General features: G+C 66.8%; 19 protein-coding genes and 1 pseudogene. 16 read left to right on the top strand and 4 right to left on the bottom strand.

The features are described 5' to 3' along the window. The 6 genes from PCS43_RS32970 to PCS43_RS32945 all read left to right on the top strand — a co-directional run. The coding region (locus tag PCS43_RS32970; RefSeq protein ID WP_270923242.1) for an HNH endonuclease family protein at positions 1-353 on the top strand (353 nt) is incomplete at its 5' end. Positions 354-377: 24 nt separating this feature from the next. Further along, entirely contained in the window at positions 378-914 is a 537-nt protein-coding gene (locus tag PCS43_RS32965) for a hypothetical protein (RefSeq protein WP_058037203.1), read from the top strand. Between the two features lie 280 nt (positions 915-1194). Continuing rightward, positions 1195-3465: an ADP-ribosyltransferase gene (locus tag PCS43_RS32960; protein ID WP_245219947.1), complete on the top strand. Its 2271-nt coding sequence runs from the start codon at positions 1195-1197 to the stop codon at positions 3463-3465. 62 nt (positions 3466-3527) lie between these two features. Beyond that, on the top strand, positions 3528-3713 hold the full coding sequence (locus tag PCS43_RS32955) for a hypothetical protein (RefSeq protein WP_058037204.1): 186 nt from the start codon (positions 3528-3530) through the stop codon (positions 3711-3713). Next, positions 3710-4795 carry an ADP-ribosylglycohydrolase family protein gene (locus PCS43_RS32950; RefSeq protein WP_058037205.1) on the top strand — a complete coding sequence of 362 codons (1086 nt, stop codon included), beginning with the start codon at positions 3710-3712 and terminating at the stop codon, positions 4793-4795. Before PCS43_RS32955 ends, PCS43_RS32950 begins: the two co-directional genes overlap by 4 nt. A 49-nt stretch (positions 4796-4844) precedes the next feature. Then, positions 4845-5558 carry a hypothetical protein gene (locus tag PCS43_RS32945; protein ID WP_058037206.1) on the top strand — a complete coding sequence of 238 codons (714 nt, stop codon included), beginning with the start codon at positions 4845-4847 and terminating at the stop codon, positions 5556-5558. 52 nt (positions 5559-5610) lie between these two features. On the opposite strand, the gene PCS43_RS32940 is transcribed toward PCS43_RS32945, so the two are convergent. Continuing rightward, a complete protein-coding gene (locus PCS43_RS32940; RefSeq protein ID WP_058037207.1) occupies positions 5611-6762 on the bottom strand; it encodes a pentapeptide repeat-containing protein in 1152 nt (383 codons plus the stop codon). Between the two features lie 134 nt (positions 6763-6896). Here PCS43_RS32940 and PCS43_RS32935 point away from each other — a divergent pair, with 134 nt between their 5' ends. Both PCS43_RS32935 and PCS43_RS32930 read left to right on the top strand, forming a co-directional pair. Further along, positions 6897-7094, top strand: a complete 198-nt coding sequence (locus PCS43_RS32935) for a hypothetical protein (protein ID WP_058037208.1) — start codon at positions 6897-6899, stop codon at positions 7092-7094. A gap of 260 nt (positions 7095-7354) precedes the next feature. Next, a complete protein-coding gene (locus PCS43_RS32930) occupies positions 7355-8125 on the top strand; it encodes a hypothetical protein (protein ID WP_058037209.1) in 771 nt (256 codons plus the stop codon). Positions 8126-8130: 5 nt separating this feature from the next. Here PCS43_RS32930 and PCS43_RS32925 read toward each other — a convergent pair whose 3' ends face one another. Continuing rightward, positions 8131-8328: a hypothetical protein gene (locus tag PCS43_RS32925; protein ID WP_156423075.1), complete on the bottom strand. Its 198-nt coding sequence runs from the start codon at positions 8326-8328 to the stop codon at positions 8131-8133. Between the two features lie 465 nt (positions 8329-8793). Beyond that, positions 8794-9117 (bottom strand): hypothetical protein, encoded by a 324-nt coding sequence (locus PCS43_RS32920; RefSeq protein WP_058037211.1) that lies wholly within the window; start codon positions 9115-9117, stop codon positions 8794-8796. On the opposite strand from PCS43_RS32920, the pseudogene PCS43_RS33395 reads away from it, so the two are divergent. The 6 genes and pseudogenes from PCS43_RS33395 to PCS43_RS32890 form a co-directional block, all read left to right on the top strand. Next, positions 9089-9400, top strand: a pseudogene (locus PCS43_RS33395) (DUF6884 domain-containing protein); the annotation flags it as partial. The gene PCS43_RS32920 and the pseudogene PCS43_RS33395 sit on opposite strands and share 29 nt — an antisense overlap. Positions 9401-9515: 115 nt before the next feature. Beyond that, positions 9516-9875 (top strand): hypothetical protein, encoded by a 360-nt coding sequence (locus PCS43_RS32910; RefSeq protein WP_058037213.1) that lies wholly within the window; start codon positions 9516-9518, stop codon positions 9873-9875. Positions 9876-10066: 191 nt separating this feature from the next. Then, positions 10067-10651, top strand: coding sequence for a hypothetical protein (locus tag PCS43_RS32905; RefSeq protein ID WP_058037214.1), 585 nt, complete (start codon positions 10067-10069; stop codon positions 10649-10651). 193 nt (positions 10652-10844) lie between these two features. Then, positions 10845-11336 carry a hypothetical protein gene (locus tag PCS43_RS32900; RefSeq protein ID WP_058037215.1) on the top strand — a complete coding sequence of 164 codons (492 nt, stop codon included), beginning with the start codon at positions 10845-10847 and terminating at the stop codon, positions 11334-11336. Positions 11337-11694: 358 nt separating this feature from the next. Beyond that, the gene (locus PCS43_RS32895; RefSeq protein WP_058037216.1) at positions 11695-12093 is read left to right on the top strand and encodes a hypothetical protein; all 399 of its coding nucleotides are present in this window, start codon (positions 11695-11697) and stop codon (positions 12091-12093) included. Between the two features lie 133 nt (positions 12094-12226). Then, positions 12227-12388 carry a hypothetical protein gene (locus tag PCS43_RS32890; protein ID WP_172827000.1) on the top strand — a complete coding sequence of 54 codons (162 nt, stop codon included), beginning with the start codon at positions 12227-12229 and terminating at the stop codon, positions 12386-12388. Positions 12389-12450: 62 nt separating this feature from the next. Here the strand turns inward: PCS43_RS32890 and PCS43_RS32885 are convergent, their stop codons facing one another. Beyond that, the gene (locus PCS43_RS32885) at positions 12451-12726 is read right to left on the bottom strand and encodes a hypothetical protein (RefSeq protein ID WP_156423077.1); all 276 of its coding nucleotides are present in this window, start codon (positions 12724-12726) and stop codon (positions 12451-12453) included. Positions 12727-13049: 323 nt separating this feature from the next. Between PCS43_RS32885 and PCS43_RS32880 the strand changes: the two genes are divergently transcribed. Both PCS43_RS32880 and PCS43_RS32875 read left to right on the top strand, forming a co-directional pair. Then, positions 13050-13859 carry a helix-turn-helix domain-containing protein gene (locus PCS43_RS32880; RefSeq protein WP_058037217.1) on the top strand — a complete coding sequence of 270 codons (810 nt, stop codon included), beginning with the start codon at positions 13050-13052 and terminating at the stop codon, positions 13857-13859. Further along, positions 13859-14563, top strand: coding sequence for an RES family NAD+ phosphorylase (locus PCS43_RS32875; RefSeq protein WP_058037218.1), 705 nt, complete (start codon positions 13859-13861; stop codon positions 14561-14563). Before PCS43_RS32880 ends, PCS43_RS32875 begins: the two co-directional genes overlap by 1 nt. Positions 14564-14587 lie beyond the last annotated feature (24 nt).

Below are 14587 nucleotides of genomic sequence, written 5' to 3'. Positions count from 1 at the left end.
TCGCCCACATATCCCGAATCCGTGGAAGGAAGCCCAGGATGATGTCAACGGCACTACCTACTAGCTACGGATTACACCTGTACCCGCTCTCGCGGAGTTGGCGTGCAGGAGCTGCGAACTGGACGCTGGAACAGCGGAAATCGTTCGCCAACGACACCGCGCTGAACCTGATCGCCTCGGACGGTCCGGCGAACCAGGCCAAGTCCGACAAGGGCCTGGACGAGTGGCTGCCGCCGAACGCGGCGTACCGCTGCGAGTACGCGAAGAAGTTCCTGACCGTGGCCGCAGCGTATGACCTCGCAGTCACCACAGGAGACGTCGCCGCCGCGCGCACCGCGTGCAGCGCCCGGTAACCACCACCCGTCCAAGGAGGATCCATGACGAACGACACCCACACCGCGTCCACAGCCGCCGAGCGGCGCAAGGAGCGACGCGAGATCGACAAGCGTGCACGGAAGCTTTCCAAGCGCACCGCGGAGTTCCGGCGTACCTACATAGGGCTGACTGATCTCGACGTGCCGACCTCGAGGGAGGTCGTCGAGCGCTACACCGTGCTGCGGGATTCCGGACGTCTGCCCGCGGACTCGGACGAAATCGCCGGCACCATCACATGGGTGCGGCGTTGGCACGAATCGGACGTCAACGTCCTCTACGCCGCCGTGGCGATGGTCCTCGGGCTCACCGGAACGGTGATGTCTCTCAGCCTGATGAACTGGGGAACGAGCCTCAGTTCGCTGTCGGGTGCCGATCTCGCCCGGGACGCACTGGTGGCGGCCGTGGGCGGAGCGATCGTGGCAACGCTGTTCTGGGGTGCGCGCCTGCGGCAGGTGTCGGAGACGTCCGCCGTGTTCCGCGCACATGCCGATGCACTCCTGACCCAGGTCGAGAACGCGGATCCGGCAGCGAATGTCTGACGCAGCGGTGAGGTTCCTCCTCGGAGTCGCGGCTGTTCTCGGACCCGCCTACGCCATCGCGGCGGTGAGCGTTGGGCTGGGGCCGCGGCTCCGAGGTCGGATTCCGAGCCAACACATGGGTCACAACCTCGACGTTCAGGATTGCCGCACCGTGCATCCCAGTTGCAACAATGAAAAGCGGTATTGTAAAGTCGGCGTCTGACAGGGTCGCCGGAGACACCGCTCGGGCCGACCGCACGGACTAGGCCGCGGCAGTGGCTCGGGAGCGGAGGTGACCGGCATGAACAGCACATCTCGCGTCGCCGCCGGCCTCCAGTGCCCGCGCCCACTGGTCGATCGGGGAGAAGCCCTCTGGGGCACGGGGATCGGCCGAGGGGACGTGTCGTCTTCCCAGTACGATGCCCCCATGTGTCGCTCGAAAGGTCACGGAACCGGCCGCCGCTGCCCCGGCTGCGGAAGCTACGCCGCGGCCGCAAAAGCCAACGGAAACCGTCGTCTGGGCCGTGAGGCGCGGAAGAAGGTCGTCGACCACCTCAAGGCCGAAGGACTCCTCGACACCGCCGCCGCCATCCAGGCGGCCCCGCCGAGCGTCCTTCAGGAGTTCATGGAAGGTCTCGGCATCGACCCCGAGATCCTGGGCAAGACACCGATGCCGAGCACCCACTCGAACCCGCCCAGCGCGAAACTGCTGATCGCGCAGGCGAAGGCGGAGCGGGAGAAGCTGGCCGGCCCGAAGATCACCGCCGCGCAGGCCGCTCTCGCGGCTGCCGAGGAGAACGTCACGGCGGTCGACGCCGAGGCCGACGAGGCACGAAAGGCGGTCAACCGGTACCGCTCCCGCCTGCGCAAGGCCACGAAGGCACTGGAGGAGGGGACCGGATCTGCCACGGAGGTCGCTGAACTCCAGCAGCAGGTCGACGACGCCAAGGCCGCCTACGTCGACGCCCAACGCCGCCAGCTCGAGGTCCGCGACGACCTCGCAGCCGCGAAGTTCGGCCTGCGCGACGACATGACGGACGAGGACCGCGACGCCTACTACGCCGGGCTCAGCGACGACGACGTCGCGGCGATCAGCCGCTCGTACAACCGCAGGTACGCCGAGGAGGCCGCCACGGCGTTCGCCGAGGGCCCGCTGATCGGGCCGGCGGGGGTCGAACGGGACACCACCGTCTACACGTCGGGCACCATCCCGATGGAAACCGGCTCCGCTATCGAGCAGGTCGAAGGCCGCTACCTCGACGGCGGCACCGCGATCGTGCGCCGCGGCTCCGGCGACTTCGCTGTGCTCCAACGCAAGGGCGACTCCTACTACCCGGTGGCCACGGCCCACGGCAAGCAAGACGCCCTGGCGAAGGCGAACCGCATCCCGATACTCGTCGAGCCCGGCTCGCTGCCCGAGAACGCCACCGAGATGCAGCGCCAGGCCCACGCCGCCCAGGGCGACGTCCTGCTCGAGGTCGCCCGTCAAGCGGCCGCGGGGAAGGCCGCCACATCCGACGCCCAGAACAAGATCATCAGCGACCGCTTCACCAGCGAGGTCGAGAAGCTGACCGACGCGGTCGGTGCAGGCCCGGTCCGCGCGGACATCTACGACGGCACCAAACGCCACCGCAAGCGCATGCGCGAGCTGGCTGCGGTCGCGGCGGGGGAGAAGGCCCGCACCGACGCCCTGTCGGTCGGCAAGACGCCGGCGCAGGCCGACGAGGCGTACGCCCGTGCACACCGCCGGGCGCTCGGTACCGAAACCCGTGGCGGCGGCGTGATTCCGCACTTCGAGCACAAGATCCCGCCGGACAGCCTCGGCGCCGAGAAGCACGCGAGCCTGTACCGCAGCGGCATCCGCGCCTTCGGCAAGGAGACCGCCGACGACTACGCGGTCATCCACCAGCGGGCCGGTGACCTGAAGGCATGGGGATTCTCGGTCAGCGGGGAGAAGGTCCACACCTCCGACCTCTCTGGCCTCACGGCGACGAACTCCGCGTTCGTGACCAAGGTCCTCGACAAGTCCGAGCGCGGCGCGCTGACCACCTACACCGGCGGCAGCTACACGACCATCAATGCGGCTGTGACCGGCCGAGATCCGAACCCGTCCGCGTCGACGAAGACCACCGTCGCCGGCATCGAGTCCGCGTTCGACAAGTTCAACGAGCACAACCCGAACATCGAGCCGATGACCGTCATGCGCGGAACCCGGATCCCCAGTGGCTGGAAGGGAACGCCGGCCGAGTACATCGACGCCACCTTCACCGTCGGCTCGAAGATGCAGATCGGGAAGGTCACCAGCACCACGACCAAGCAGGCCACCGCGAAGGGATTCGCCGGCCACCCGCCGTACATGATGGTCATCCGCACCCGGTCCGGTCTGCCGGTCAAGTCGATCTCCCTGCACAGCGGCGAAGACGAGGTCATCGTCCCGATGGGAACCGACCTGCGCTGCGTCAAGGTCGACCACCACGGAATCCACGGCATGCCGACGGTGTGGCTGGTCGCCGAGGACCTGGTCGCCGAGGCCGACGGCGGAACCTACACCCCACTCAAGGCCGTCGCATAGCCTGAAAACGTAGTTCTAACAGCGAAAACGACACGTCCCCCTATCGAAGAGAGAAGGCCATCATGAGTGCACTGACCGACGAACAGCTCGACGACATCCGCGAGCGCCTCGAGCAAGGCATGACCCCCGACGACATCGCCAACTACCTCGGCCGCGTCGCCGACCTCGATCTGATCGAGATCGAGCAGGTCCGGACCGCGGCCAACGAGATCGAGCAACAGCAGCAGCAACAGGGGGAGAACCCATGACAGCACCCACCGCCAGCAACCACGCCACCCAGCTCGCCCGCTACGGCAACGCCCTGACCGGTCTCGCGGCCGGCGATGCCTGGGGCTACCAGGTCGAGTTCCGCAAGTACGCCGCCATGCCCGCCTACCCCGTGCCGGCGCCGGCGGGTGAGTGGATCATCAGCGACGACACCCAGATGACACTCGCCCTGCACGACGCGCTCGTCGACGTCGAGGACTTCGCCGACATCGAGGCCGTCACCGACGCGATCGTCCGCCACTTCGTCCTGTGGCAGGTCGACCCCGACAACACGCGCGCCCCGGGCCGCGCCTGCATGGGCTCGCTGCACCGCCTCCGCTCCGGAGCCCGCTGGTACGACAAGGACGGAGCCCGCGAATCCGCCGGCTGCGGCGCCGTGATGCGCCTGGTCCCAGCAGCATTCGTCCCCGAGCCGTACTGGCTCGGCCTGACCGCGCTCCAGGCCGTGATCACCCACAAGCACCCGCGCGCGATCGTTCCGGCGCTGCTGCTGGCCGATGCGATCCGCCACGCCCCCGACCGGCACGGCCGATTCCTCGACTCCGCGCTCGCCGAAGCCGACGCGATCTACGAGGGCACCAGCGGATGGCTGACGGATCCGTACCTCGCCGCCGTCCTCGACCCGTACGCGGGGGACGTGTCATCAGTGCTGGTAAACGGTCTGAACGACGAGGTCGTGGAAATCCTGCTCGTGGCCGCGGAGACCCGGGACCGCCTCGACGAGCTCGCCCCGACCGAGTTCGGCGATCCGTGCGCCGGCATCGGCGAAGGCTGGGAATCCGCCAGCGCCATCGCACTCGGCCTGCTCGCCGCCGACATGGCCACCGCACCCGCCGGGGCCGAGACCGCCCCGCTCACCGGCCCCGAGGCCCTGGCATGGGCTGCGACGAGCAACGGCGACTCCGACTCGATCGCCTGCATCGCCGGCGCGGTAATCGGTGCCGCCCACACCACGCCCGACTACTGGGCCCTGGCCGGCCTGACGCCGCGGTTCGAGCCGCGGTACACCGCCGAGATCACGGCTGCCGCGGACACGCTGCCCGGCGCCTCCGCGACCGCCTGATCGGGGTGACACCCCGTAGGTGAAATGGGTTGTGAACTGCAAACATGACATGTCCCCTCCTCCCGTCTCGCGGGAGGAGTCGGTCGGATCCGTTGCAGGACAGCACTACAACGAGGGGGAGTCGATGCAGCCTGTGGTCACGTCAGTCTTCGGTGGCGTACTGGTCATCAGTGGGATGGTCGGGGCCGCCTGGGCGCATCGCGCAGCCGAACGTCGGGGCCGCGCCGACAACTTTTTCGCATACGCGTGGACCACGGTGGCCGTGTGGTTTGGGCTCTTGCCACTCATCGACGGCGCGCGCCTGCCTGCGACCGTGCAGGACCTCGCTTACGCGGTGGTGGTCGCTGGTGGGATCGCTGTGACCCTGTGGTGCGTCTTCTGTGGCGTGCGGGCCCGGCGGGCGGAGTTCCGTGCGCACCAGCTCGAGCGCCGGGCCGACGGCGAGCCCACCTCGCGCTACTTCTGGAGCCCGTGGAGCATCTTCGGGTGGACCCTCGGTCTCGGATTCGTCGTCGTCTTCGGGATCGGGATAGCCATCGGCTCGACTGTGGGCGTCCTTCTCGACCAGGCGACCGCCGACGACGTCGAGCGGATCGCCAAGAATCTCGCCAACGTCATCTCCGCCTGCGCCTTCGCGCTGGTGCCCCTCGCGGCTGCGGCCGGAGCCTGGCGATGGTGGAGCATCCACCGCGAAGGTCGTCAACAGTTCGCGGAACCACCCAAAGACAATGTCGCCCAGCCGGAAGTGGGCTACTACCAGTGAATACTCATCCCAGTAGGTAGTCCCTCTTTCGTGGCGGGCAGCGGGTGCCGAGTCAGTCAGCCACGCGAATCGGCTCCTCGGCCGGGACAGTGTCTGATAACGGCCCATGCCGTCGTGGATCCAGTAGTTCGATCTCATCCACCTGAAGGCTGGAAGGGCTCCCGCCAAGTACCGATCTCCAATAGCTGTTATGCGGTGTGAGCCCCCTGGCGGCCCACCCAGGCGGCCGCGAATGGAGTCCGACCGGCCAGACCGTACGTTCGTTCGTTACCCCGCAAACCCCCGTAGGCATGCGCGAAACACCCGTGAGGTCGGCGTCGTCGAACATCCATCCCAGATAGGCAGACTCCGCAAGAGCGAAGGTTGTCTCATTTCCGGTGAGGCGGGCGCCCTGGAACGACACAACCTTGCCCATGAAGTGAGAACCGTCGAAGATTGTCCGACGGGTGAAGCGAGCATCGACGAAGGATGTCTGATCGCTGGTGAAGTGAGCGTCGCGGAAGTTCGTTAGTCCGCCGGTGAAGTGAGCGTCGCGGAAGTTGGTCATCCTGCCACTGAAGTGAGCGCGGAAGAAGCTGGTGTGCCCGCCGGTGAAGTTGGCTTCGAAGAAGTCCGCCGTGCCGGTGAAGTGAGCGCCGTAGAAGGATGTGGGCCCGACGCTGAAGTGGGCGTTGCGGAAGGTCGTCACCTCGCTGGCGAAGCAAGCACCGTAGAAGGACGTTATCTCTGGGTGGGAGAAATGAGCGTTGCGGAAGGTCGTCAATTTGCCCGTGAAGCGAGCTTCTTGGAACTGGGCATCTCCTACGAATACACACGCGCTGAGATTGAGGTTGTGGAGGTGCGCGCCGGTCAGATCGAAGTTCATGTGGCTCCACGGACCGGGACGCAGGTTGGTGTGAGGGCCGGGAACTGCTGAGGACGATGTCCGTAGATGCGCCGCGATGACGCGGACGATGGTCTCGCGAACAGCGAGATCGTCGAGGAGATAGTCGTGATGCTCCTCCAGTTCGACCGACCCCTCCGAGCGCGTGACCTTCCGCTTTGTAAGGCTGTATTCCCTGTTGGAGGGGGCGTAGGGCGATCGTAGGTAGCTGCACAGGACATCGACGCAGGCTTGGGCTTCGCGGAGTCGTTTGGGTTCGTCGACGTGGTCGTCGGCCAGCCATTCGTCGGCGAGAGTTTCCATCGAGGTGACGGCAGCCATGCGGACGATGAGCGCGGGATGGAGAGGCGAGCCGCGATGGTGCCGTACCGAGTCTGACGGTCACGCTCGATGCCTTCGCGGCGATTGTCGTAGTCGGAGTTGGCCTTCAAGATGTTCGAGTCATCAAGGGCTCGTTGTCGCCGGTAGGCAAGCACCGCAGCGGGGACCGCGATCGCTGCCGCACCGATCAGGCCGACTGTCCGGCCGTACCCGGCCAGGTCGGCGGTGAACACGGAGTGGCCGTCCTCGGTGACTCGCTCGGCAAGTCCCCAAACAGCTCCAACAGCCACCACGAGGGCAAGGACCGCGAGCGTGAGAAGAAGCCACGGTGACGCAGGTTTGGGCGCAACCCAGGCCAGTTGGGATGGCCTCTTCTGGTGGTTGGCCGGCTTCCGTTTCTCCGGTCCTGGGCCCGCTGCTTTCATGCGCGAAATGTACCGGCGGATGCGGCCGCCCCGCGGCGTTGTCCAGCGCGTACAGACTCCGTGATGAACCTATGGGGTATCAGCCCCCATAGGGGAGTGAGGCAATCTGAGCGCCACTAAATCGAACAGGTGTTCTATATTGGTGGTGCGTAGGTAGGAGTTCGAGAATGACCCGTGCGTTGGAGTCGAAGGCGGAGAAGATCGCTCACCTGCGGCAACGCATTGCGCAGATCCCTGCCCGATCGGTCACCGCACCCGACCCATCGCCGGTCATCGCGACTCCACGTCGAACCCATCCTGAAGAAAGCCCAGCAGCCTTGGCGTCCGCACCCGCTCTGGGGACGCTGCCGACACCAGCTCCGATCGCAGACCTGCTGCCTCATCACGGCCTGGTTCGAGGCTCGACAGTCCAGGTGTCCGGTGCTGCCGCCCTGCGCGTCGGGCTGGTCGCGTCGGTCACCGGCGCCGGGGGGTGGGCTGCGATCGTGGGGCGGCCGAAGTTCGGGCTGCTCGCGGCCGCCGAGATGGGCGCGGACCTCGCGCGGTGCGCGATCATTCCGGACGCCGGAGATGATCCGGCGGCCGTCGCAGCCGTGCTCGTCGACGGCGTCGACGTCGTCCTGTTGTCACTCGGCGGTGCCGATGTCCCGCCCAGCCGCGCCCGGGCTGTCACCGCCCGCGCCCGACGCAACGGCGCAGTCCTCGTCGTCACCGACGGTCGCTGGCCGGCCATCGACCTCCAGCTCGACGCGCGCGTGGCCGGCCACCGCGGCCTCGGCGCCAACGGCGGCCGCATCACCGGCCTCGACCTCGAGGTCGAAGCCCGGCCCCGCGGCCAGCGACCGCGCCGCGCCACTGTCGCGATCACCGGCCAGTCCGGCGACGTCACCTGGGCGACAACCCAAATCGACCCGACGCCGCTGAAGATCGCGCAATGATCGAGTCACCCGGCCTCGACGGCTGGACCGAGCCGTTCCCGGACGTGCCGACCCTGCGGCGGCTCCAGCCCCCGGTCGAGGTCGTCGTCGACACTTCCCACGTTCTGCCGCCGCCCGGTGGTTTCACCCGCGCCGACGGACTGCCCCTTCGCGTGCGCGCAGGAGGAATAGACCTTGCCGCGGCGCGCCTCGGCACCCTCCACTCTTGGCTCCGCGTCCGGGATGGCCGCTGGCTCGCGCAGGTGTGCGTGCCGGTGCGTTCAGCGAATGGTCATAGCGGACTGGATCTCTGGCTGTGGGTCGAGGCGTCCTGTGTGTCTCCGATCCTTCCTCCGCGTAGCCATAGGGGTTGACCTGCGCAGACGACACGTCCCGGATTGTCGTCGGCGAGCGCTGCCGCCTGGTTCGAGGGGTTGACTCACTGAAGTTGGACGAGCAATTGATCGGAAACTGCTGTGGCGCAAGCGTCACCGCGAGACCATCTGTTTCTACAATACAAAGTTATATTGTATTGTTATGGGTGTTGGTGAGCGATCTCACGCCAACCCTCCGACGAAAGCAGTCCACGACACGATGCCGCCGAATTACCGTCCGACCTTCCACTACGCCGACCCCACGCTGACACCCCCGGCCCCCGGCCGAGACCTGATCATGAAGGTCGGGCTCGTTCACTCCCTGCCCGGCATCGGCCCGAAGGACGGGGGCCAGTACATCGGAATCCCTCGCGCCATCGGCCCGCGGAACACCCGACTCTGGCAACCGTACGACCAGGTCGAAATGACCCTCCCCAACACCGACGTCCAGCTCTGGAACACCCCCTTCATCACCGGGGGACACCGCCGCGGCGTGTTCAACCTGGCCGAACGCCCGGACTGGCACTGGCTGCGCTGGACGATCGCCGACCATGTCGCCCACGACACCCACGACACCGCAGCCGCCCAGGAGGTAGCGCCGTTGGTCATCGTGCCGTGCGGAGCCACCAAGGAGCCCATTCCGTCACCGGCCGGCCAGCTCTACCGAGGCACCTACCACCGCCTCGGACTCCGCGCCGCCGCCGCACTCACCGGGCCCGAGTCCGTCCGCATCATGTCCGCCCGCCACGGACTCCTGAACCTCCACACCATCGTCGAGCCCTACAACCTGCGCCTCGGCCAGCCCGGAGCGATCACCACGGACCAGCTCCGGGACCAGGCCGCAGACCAGGGCCTGCTCGACCGCCCCGATGTCGTCCTCTTCGGTGGCCGTGACTATGTCGAACTCGCACAGCAGGTCTGGCCGCACGCCCGCACCCCTCTGGCCGGAGCACGCGGTATCGGAGAACAGCAGCAGCGCCTCGCCGCCATCGCCGCCGCCGGCCACCTGAACCGACCGCACGCACCTGGAGGCGCACATGACTGCCACCGAGACCGATCCGTTGACCAACTATTTCCCGCTGAACTGGGACGACCGACCGCGCGTCGAGCAGTGGAACGGCCACATCAGCCGCCAGGACTGGCTCACTCGCGACAAGGCCGATCTGGTGAGCATCATCGAACTGCTCGACCATCAGGTCACCACGGCGAAGCAGGACGCCCTCGACGCCGGGTTCCTCGCCGAGTGGCGGATCCACAAGCTGCTCGCCGAAGTCCGCATCGGCGCCCGGATCTACCTGCATCTCACCCGAGCGCGACGTCGAGGGCGCAAGACCGCGCGCATCGACGAGCTGCTGGGGCTCGGCGCCGACAGCCCCCGACTGGAGACCGCGAAGTAGGGGCGTCAACCAGGCCCGAGTGCGCTCCCCGCAGCAGCACCGCACCATGCGATGTCGGACGTCTCCTGTAGGCATGTCGACGCACGAAAAGCCAGGAATCCTAGCGGATTTGCGGCAGCCAATCCCCTCTAAATCTTCGTTTGCGTCGCACCTCGAATCGCCCACATTCCCTCTCTCGGAAGGAAATACAGATGACCCCCCGTTTCTCGCAGGTGTACCCCTATCCTTCGAGTTCATCGGCCGAGGTGGCCGTGAACCACTACACGAGCTGGTCCGCCGCCAACTGGTTCCTCGGGTACGCATTGATCGGTGTTGCCGTGGTCCTGGCCGCGATCGCTGTGGTGCTCTGGATCGCAGGGAAGTCCAACGACGACGATTTGGGTGTCCTCGGCACCGCAGCCCTTCTCGGCGTCATCTCGGCAATCATCGGAGCCATCGCCTTCTGGCAGGTCGCGCGCCACATCGAGCAGATCGAGTGGGTGTCCCTGCTGGGCCTGGCCATGATCGGCAGTGTGACCCTGGCCTGCTATCGGGCTGCACGCAGCGACCTGGCAGATGCGTTCGAGCCTTCGTACTACGTGCGTCGTTCGGCTCTGACCTATGCGATCCCCTTCGGGGTCTCCGGGGTCATCGTGCTGGGGGTGTGCATCGGTGACGGGGCGAATCGCTTGGCTGCCTCGGTCCCGATGGCCGTGGGCACGTTCGTCGGGCTCGTGGCCGCCGGTGCGCTCGGTCTCGTTGCTTACGCGGCGTCCTCGTCGAATGCTCGCCGGTAGCGCGCGGTTGTCGCGGAGCAGCGACGTCCGACCACGGAAGGCTCCACCCCAGCCCCCTGGACCGGGGCCTTCCGCGGTTGTCGCCATACTGCCGTGCCTGGTCGGGCCTGCGCTGAGCATCCTGGCGTAGATCCGAGGTGATCTGAGGCGGGGCGAGTAGAGGCGGCCACTACGAGAACAGGGAGAAGAAGCCATGCGAGCAACCAATCTCCGGGTAGAGCGAGCAGCCGTCGCAGCCACAGAACTGTCGCTGGCACGCTGCGCTGAGCTGTATCTGGCGCTGCCGGTCGTTGACCACGGAGCCGATCTGATGGCCTACCAGGTGGATCCGTTCCGCGTGGCAAAAGTCCAGGTCAAAGGATCAACGCAGGGAATGAAGGTGTACCGGCAGTACAGCCAGAGCCCGAAGATCGTGTCCTACGTCCTCGATCCGCTGGGGGCGGCCGACGTCGTCCTGCTGTCGGGGCAGGAAGCCTGGGATCTGCCATTCGAGTACGTCACTCGCGGCGGCGCTGCCAGCGACCACCGACGGGACAACGACTCCTACAACTGGGCGCGGCGGTCACAGCTACTCGAGTCGATGCTCGAGTCACGCCGCGCCACACCCGAACGCTGGCTCGATCTCTTCGAGCGGACAGCGACCCCCACGCACGCCAGAGAGGACCGGCCGGCAGAAGAAGCCTGACGATGAGTGCCCCTACCTGCTGGAATGGCACGTCCCCCTTCCCTTCATCGTTCGGCATTCCCCAACGAAGCGCGCACAACGAGGTCCACCCGTGTGGCTACGTGTCCTCCTGGGGGGCGTTGCGAACTCCATGACGCGATCGACACCCTGCCTGGGGTTCCGTGGTCTCGGGCGGGCCTTCCGCTGTCAGGTGACCGCGTCGACCGCAACGGGCTCGAAAGACAGGATCGCCAGCCCAGGTAGTCGGTGCACCGGACGGTCGGCGTGATGGCGAGGAGTCGCCTCGGGGTGGGTGAGATCGCGTACCTGGACGTTGAGAAGCCTGGCGAGCGCGACGGTTTTCCCACATCGGGTACAGATGCCCTGCCTCCCAGCGATCAACGTCCGGCTCCTGTACCCGGCATGCGAGATCGACCTGTGGGCCGACGTGGCTGCCGTGGTCGAGCAGCGTGCTGATGTACCAGGGGACGAGCTTGCCAGCCCGCCACAGCTCACGGTCGTCCTCGTCCGGATCGGTGAACGGACCGGGCACAGCGAACTGCTCAGCGATCCGGCAGAAGCGCGCGGTCTCCGCCGCGGACATCCCCTTCAGGCGCTCACCGGCATCCTTCGGTGTTCTCCCATCGCGGGATCTGTCGCGGGCCGATCGGCGAGAAAAGATCGAGGGCACAGTGCATCTCCAGAGTGGCGTGGGGATCGGGGTTGGTCGATTCAGACGCTACGCACCGCATTTCGGGCTTCGGCTCGGCTGAAGTAGTTCGACGAGGTCGACAGCGGGGACGTGTCATCTATGCAGGTAAACGGGCATAGCGTCAGAGTCTTTGGTTTCGGCCCGCCGCGGCCGCCGATCCGCCGGTCGATAGCATTGCAACAGAGCGAGAGGAACCCCCATGCAACCTGGACAGCAGGTCCGACTCGGTGCTGGAGGAGTCTCCGTTTTCACCGTCGTCAGCGTCGAAGACGGCGGCACCGCGATCATCGAGGCGACCGTAGACGCGCCCGGCAAGTACCCCTTCTCGGTCCGCCTCGCGGATCTCGTGCCCGCGACCTGAGCCCGCTGGGTCCGGGCGTCGGCCGGATCGCCGCGTGCTCGGTCAGCGGGGACCACTGCACGTCAGATGGTGTTGCGGAGTAGATCGAGCTCCCAGACCACGAGATCGAGTGAATCGAGAAGCCTGGAGATCTCGGGATCGCGTCGCAACTCGGCGAGCACCGCGGGGTCGCCGGCGAAGTGCAGCTCGGCGATCTGCTCCCGCTCGTCCTCGGTCATATCTGTTTGGACGCAGGCGAGGCGTTGTCGGTTCCAACTGCGCGACGGCGCGGCGTACGTGGGGACGCCGACGTAGAAGCCGCCGGCACCATAAGGTGTCGACGGCTCCGGCCCCGTCATCAGGAACGCTACGCAGTGCAGGTCTTCCCGATCCTGGGGTGACAGTGCCTGTCATCGCGGCCTCTCGGCACGCGGTCGCTCGCAGCGACGCAAGGGGTGGTACCCGCAGGCACTGCCACCTGTAGTTAACGGCACCGCCGTGGCCAGCATTCCGGGCGCCGAGGGTCTACGCGCCGTGCTCGCGAGGAGGGGACATGTCATCACTGCTGGTAGATGGTGGTCTGAACGGTCCCGGAGGGTCCGTTTGCATCGGGACAATCCGCATAGGGCGCGTTACCCGCATATCCTGCGTATGCTGGTAGCAGAGTTTAGGAGGTGGATTCATGTCGCAGGGATCTGAATCAGCACCGCAGGATCTGCAGGATGCCTCCCGGCTGATCTACATGTTTGCCGCCAGAGGTGAGAATGTCGGCGTCGTCGCTTTGCCGGAGACAGCTCCGTCGTTCTTCGTGGACTGCCGTTCGGGTGGCCCGGACATGCCCGTGTCGAGGCTGACATCGGACGCGTCGGCCGCCGTATGGCGCGACGCGGTGGCGGAGTGGCTGCGGGACGCACACCCGTCACCTCGGCGGCCCCTGCACGCCGACACACCTCATGACTACTCACTGTGGGTGACGCGGTGCACATCGGACGCCCAGCCGGGTGGCCTGGTGTTCGTTCAGGACATGCCCGCCGCCGACTCATCGCCCGAAGACGCTACGGAGGCTGATGCTGACGAGTGGGGGCCGGCGATCCCGGACGAGAAAGTCGCCACCCTCGAGCAGGCGAACCTGAAGCTCCAGGTAGAACACCGTCGCCAGGAGCTGAGCGCGTCGATGTCGAGGACGCAGGCAGCCGACCTGCTCGGTGTCTCGCCGCAGACGGTCTCGGAGTGGGTCGCCCAGCACAAGCTCGTCGGGCTCAAGGACGGCCGGGAATGGCGTTTCCCTGCCTGGCAGTTCACCCCCGACAACGCGGAACCGGTCCTCCCGGACCTGGACCGACTCGTGGCCACCTTCCCCGGTGGCGAGGTGAGCTTGTCGCGGTGGATGAACCGGGCGAACGACAACTTCGCCGGCCGCACCCCCGCACAGGAGATGGCCCGCGACAGTGACCATGTGATTGCGATCGTCGAAACCCTGGCCGCCACCTGATGGCCAAATCGCTCGACCAACCCGACAGACCCCTCCCCGACGCCGACTACCGGTGGATCTGGACGCCGGCCGACGGTGCCACTGCACCGTGGTATCGGGTCTATCACCGCACCGCCCACGTCCCGGACGGGGTCACCTTCCGGACCTTCGGCCCGCTCAACCGGTTCGATCACCACACGCCCCCGATCACCGCGAAAGCGCTCGACCCGGACGGGCGGTCGGTGATCTATTTCGGGGTCGATCTCGCGACCGCGGCGTGCGAGGTGTTCGGAGAAGCACTAACCGCGCATGTGTGCTCGAACTTCCGGGTCACGCTGGTGCGGCCGGTACGGGAGATCGTCACCTACGATCTGGACCAGGCCAATGCGGCGATGGCCATCGGAGCGGTCCCGGCGCTCGCATCGGGTAACGAGGACCGTGAGCTGACCCAGCAGTGGGCCCAGGCCATCTACGAGGACCAGCCCGCTGCGACGAAGGTGGAAGGCATCCGCTACCGGACCGCCTACCGCGGCGACTACTCGATCGCGTTGTGGGACTGTCCCGATGCTGTCGAGGTTGCCCTGGATAAGGATGGGCAGCCTCTCGACATCCCCCTCAACGTCGGACGAGGGCGACATCTCCTGCTGGACGCACTCTCCGGCAGCGGTATCTCCACCACCTTCATCGCCGACGCCGACTGCTTGAAGTGCAACACGGCCCGGTGACTGCCATCCGGCAGAACTGGCCGA

The organism is Rhodococcus sp. C-2 (genome assembly GCF_027854095.1).
GTDB lineage: Bacteria > Actinomycetota > Actinomycetes > Mycobacteriales > Mycobacteriaceae > Rhodococcus_F > Rhodococcus_F qingshengii.
This window is presented reverse-complemented; position numbering and strand designations above follow the sequence as displayed.

Excerpts from the sequence above, each read along its gene's own strand:
- PCS43_RS32965 (WP_058037203.1), top strand. The coding sequence starts at position 378 with ATGACGAACGACACCCACACCGCGTCCACAGCCGCCGAGCGGCGCAAG.
- PCS43_RS32960 (WP_245219947.1), top strand. The coding sequence starts at position 1,195 with ATGAACAGCACATCTCGCGTCGCCGCCGGCCTCCAGTGCCCGCGCCCA.
- PCS43_RS32955 (WP_058037204.1), top strand. The coding sequence starts at position 3,528 with ATGAGTGCACTGACCGACGAACAGCTCGACGACATCCGCGAGCGCCTC.
- PCS43_RS32950 (WP_058037205.1), top strand. The coding sequence starts at position 3,710 with ATGACAGCACCCACCGCCAGCAACCACGCCACCCAGCTCGCCCGCTAC.
- PCS43_RS32945 (WP_058037206.1), top strand. The coding sequence starts at position 4,845 with ATGTCCCCTCCTCCCGTCTCGCGGGAGGAGTCGGTCGGATCCGTTGCA.
- PCS43_RS32940 (WP_058037207.1), bottom strand. The coding sequence starts at position 6,762 with ATGGCTGCCGTCACCTCGATGGAAACTCTCGCCGACGAATGGCTGGCC.
- PCS43_RS32930 (WP_058037209.1), top strand. The coding sequence starts at position 7,355 with ATGACCCGTGCGTTGGAGTCGAAGGCGGAGAAGATCGCTCACCTGCGG.
- PCS43_RS32920 (WP_058037211.1), bottom strand. The coding sequence starts at position 9,117 with ATGGGCTCCTTGGTGGCTCCGCACGGCACGATGACCAACGGCGCTACC.
- PCS43_RS32910 (WP_058037213.1), top strand. The coding sequence starts at position 9,516 with ATGACTGCCACCGAGACCGATCCGTTGACCAACTATTTCCCGCTGAAC.
- PCS43_RS32905 (WP_058037214.1), top strand. The coding sequence starts at position 10,067 with ATGACCCCCCGTTTCTCGCAGGTGTACCCCTATCCTTCGAGTTCATCG.
- PCS43_RS32900 (WP_058037215.1), top strand. The coding sequence starts at position 10,845 with ATGCGAGCAACCAATCTCCGGGTAGAGCGAGCAGCCGTCGCAGCCACA.
- PCS43_RS32895 (WP_058037216.1), top strand. The coding sequence starts at position 11,695 with ATGCCCTGCCTCCCAGCGATCAACGTCCGGCTCCTGTACCCGGCATGC.
- PCS43_RS32890 (WP_172827000.1), top strand. The coding sequence starts at position 12,227 with ATGCAACCTGGACAGCAGGTCCGACTCGGTGCTGGAGGAGTCTCCGTT.
- PCS43_RS32885 (WP_156423077.1), bottom strand. The coding sequence starts at position 12,726 with ATGACGGGGCCGGAGCCGTCGACACCTTATGGTGCCGGCGGCTTCTAC.
- PCS43_RS32880 (WP_058037217.1), top strand. The coding sequence starts at position 13,050 with ATGTCGCAGGGATCTGAATCAGCACCGCAGGATCTGCAGGATGCCTCC.
- PCS43_RS32875 (WP_058037218.1), top strand. The coding sequence starts at position 13,859 with ATGGCCAAATCGCTCGACCAACCCGACAGACCCCTCCCCGACGCCGAC.